We start from the raw sequence: 3,902 nt of genomic DNA, 5'->3' as shown, positions 1-3,902 counted from the left end.
GAAGCACTTGCAGGTGTTGCAAGTTCTATAACGAATGTTCACAATGATGTGACCAATGTAGTCAGTGATAGCCTTGCCAAGCAGGATGATGATACGAAGGTTATTACTATTGGTAAAGAAGTAGAAGGCAGTGAAATCAATATCGCAAATAAGGAGCAGGCAGATCGGACGCTTTCAGGTGTTAAGGCAGGAGTGCTTTCAGCAGAATCGACAGAAGTTGTAAATGGTTCTCAGTTATTTGCGACTAATAAAAATGTTACGACAGTGAGTACTAATCTAGACAGTGTTTCTCAAAATACATCGAGCTATTTTGGTGGTGGTGCTGATGTGCTTGTAGGCAATCTTCCGACGTATGTTGTTGGTGGTCAGTCATATCATGATGTTGGTTCAGCCTTTAGCGGTGTTGATACATCGCTGACAGATCTTCATAATGAGCTTTCTAAGAACAGCAATGAACTTACTCAGACCATTGAGCAGAATGCTTTGTTGTGGAACGATGACGCGCATGCCTTTGTCGCGCGTCATGTAAAGAACAAAGAGAAAGATGGTCAAGTTATAGCAGAACAAGAAAACAGCAAATTAAAGTTTCTATTAGATGGAGAAATTTCTAAAGGTTCAACAGAAGCGATTACCGGTAACCAGCTTTATTCCATGAATCAGACATTTGCGACGTATTTTGGTGGTGGTGCAGGTTATGATAAAGATGGACAATGGAAAGCACCAAGTTTTGTAATCAAGAAAGTTGATTCAGAAGGTAAAGAAAGTGAGGAAAGTTATAAGAGTGTAGCGGAAGCACTTTCTGATATTAGTAGTTCTGTCACGAATGTTCATAATGATGTTACTAATGTTGTCAGTGATAGCCTTGCGAAGCAGGATGATGATACGAAAGTTATCAATATTGGTACAGAAGTAGAAGGCAGTGAAATCAATATCGCAAATAAAGACAAAGGGGATAGAATACTTTCCGGTGTTAAGGCAGCGACAAAGGATAATGAAGCGGTTAACAAAGGTCAGCTTGATGAAAGCTTGAAAGATCTTTCTAATAATCTTCAGTCTGATGAATCAGCTGTTGTTCATTACGATAAAAAAGATGGTGATAATGGCAGCATTGATTACACAAGTGTGACTTTGGGTAAAGGTAAGGGTTCTACACCTGTTGGTTTGCATAATGTTGCCGATGGTACCATTGGTGAGAATTCGCATGATGCGGTTAACGGCGGTCAGATTTCTAAGGTTTCTCAGGATATTGCGCAATACTTAGGTGGAGGAACAAGCTTTAAAGAAGGCACTTTCACGGGTCCAACCTATAAAATATCTAGTGTTGATGCAAAAGGCGAGGTAGTAGAAAAATCCTATAATGATGTAGGCTCTGCTTTTTCAGGAATTGATACGAATTTCAAGAATGTAAATAGCAACCTAACGAATAAGTTTAATGAACTTACTGAAAACATCACGAATATTACTCAGGAAGTTCAAGGAGATGCTTTGTTGTGGAATGAGGACGCAGAGGCGTTTGTAGCGACACATGGAGAGAAGGAAAGCAAGAGTAAGATTACATCACTTGCGGCTGGCTCTATAGTATCAGGCTCGAGTGATGCGGTTAATGGTTCTCAGCTTTTTGATCTGCAAAAACAGTTTGCTGGCTATTTTGGTGGTGGCGCTGGTTATAATGAGAAAGGCGAATGGCAAGATCCGGATTTCCAAATTCAGACTTTCAGCAATGATGGTACGAAAGGTGATAAGAAGAGCAGTAATAATGTTGCAGGTGCATTTAATGACATTAATGACAGCATGAGCACTATCAACGCTCGTATTAAGGAAGTTTCAGAAGGAGTTGCACAAGATTCTTTATCATGGAGCAAGGCTGAAGGTGCTTTTGTCGCCTTGCATGGAGAAAAAGATGGTGAGAAGACACACAGCAAGATCACATCACTTGCAAATGGTGACATTACTGCTAGCTCAAGCGATGCAGTAGCAGGAAATCAGCTATATGCTCTAGGTAACAGTGTTGCAAAGTCTTTAGGTGGTGAAGCTAGTTATGCAGGTGGCGCTTGGATGGCTCCAAGTTTCAAAGTTAAGACCGTTAATGAAGATGGCGCTAAAGTTGAAGAGAAGGAGTATGATACTGTATCGGCAGCGCTTGCTGGTGTAGGAACATCTTTTGAGAATCTTCAAAAAGAGTTTACCCAAAATAACACGGAGATTACTGAAAATATTAAGCAGAATGCGTTATTGTGGAGTGATTCTGAAAAGGCGTTTGTAGCGACACATGGAGAGGGTGATGAGAAAGGAAACGGTAAAATTAAGTTTCTTTCCAATGGAGAGGTTTCTGCAAACTCGAGTGATGCGGTTAATGGTTCTCAGCTTTTTGATACGAATAAGACAGTCGCAACTTATTTAGGCGGTGGCGCTGAATATAAGGAAGGTCAATGGAGTGCTCCAAGCTTCAAAGTTAAGATTGTCAAAGAAGATGGCAGTGCCGTTGAAGAGCAGAGCTATGATGATGTTGCGTCTGCCTTTGCTGGTGTGGGTGATTCATTCACGAATATTCATAAAGAGCTTCAGAATGAGATTAATAAAGTTGTAGGAGATAGTCTTGTTAAGCAGGATGATGCTACGAAGGTGATCAAGATAGGTGATGAAAAAGAGGGTAGTGCAATCACAATTTCAAACATGAATGGTGATACACGTAGTCTCTCTGGCGTGAAAGCGGGGACACTCTCTGAAGGCTCGACGGAAGCCGTGAATGGTTCTCAGCTTTATTCATTGAATCAGACGCTAGCGACTTATTTTGGTGGTGGCGCTCACTATGAAGATGGTCAATGGGTAGCGCCTACTTTCAAAGTTACGACTTTTAATGATGATGGCAGTCCAGAAGAGCATAGCTATCCCAATATTGCGGACGCGTTTGCTGGTGTAAGCAATTCATTTACAAAGCTTCATAATGAGATTTCAGACAATATTGAGCAGAATGCGTTGTTGTGGAGTGACGAAGACAGTGCGTTTGTAGCGCTTCATGGAAAGGGAGATAAAAGAAGTAAGAGCAAACTGAAGTCACTTTTAGATGGGGATATTTCTGAAGGTTCGACAGAGGCGATTACGGGCAATCAGCTTTATTCATTGCATCAGACGCTAGCGATGTATTTAGGAGGAGGGGCTAGCTATGAAGGAGGCGAATGGAGGGCCCCGGAATTCAAGGTTGCACAATTCAATACTGATGGTCTTTCGTCTGAAAAGAAGATTTATCATGATGTAGCAGGAGCCTTTGATGGTGTCAGTGAGGGTATGACGAGTATCAACGACCGTATTCATGATGTTGAGAAGAATGTGGCGACCAATGGTTTGAACTGGAATGAAGAAGAAGGCGCGTATGATGCGAAGCATGATGGCAATTCGAGTAAGATTACGAATGTGTTGGATGGTAAGATAGAAGAAGGCTCGCAAGAAGTTGTTAATGGTGGTCAGCTTTGGAGCACGAATGAGAGGGTAAAAGAGGTTGAAGACAAAGTAGATACGATAGATCAACATGTGAAAGATATTGAAGTAGCTGTAACAGATGGCGTTGTTAACTATGATAAAGATAGTGATGGGAAAAAGACCAATAGCATTACGTTAGTAGGAGGCAATGACAGCGAACCTGTTATGATAGACAATGTAGCGGATGGCAAGATTGAAACAGGGTCTCAGCAAGCTATTAATGGCGGTCAGTTGCATGATTATACTGAAGAGCAGATGAAGATAGTTCTTGAAGATGCCAATAAGTATACGGATGAGAAAGTTAGTAGTTTTGTCAATGATGCTGTTAACGAGTCGAAATCCTATACGGATATGAAGTTTGAGACGTTGAATTATGCTATTGAGGATGTTCGGAAAGAAGCAAGACAAGCGGCTGCTATTGGTCT

Annotated in this window: 1 pseudogene; it reads left to right on the top strand. The window is 41.3% G+C overall.

The features are described 5' to 3' along the window. A pseudogene (locus ACFIK6_RS09275) lies at positions 1-3,902 on the top strand (hypothetical protein); the annotation flags it as partial.

The organism is Bartonella sp. AS69XJJH, from assembly GCF_042195585.1.
GTDB lineage: Bacteria > Pseudomonadota > Alphaproteobacteria > Rhizobiales > Rhizobiaceae > Bartonella.
The sequence above is the reverse complement of the archived record's forward strand: the minus strand, read 5'-3'. Positions and strand labels throughout refer to the sequence as shown.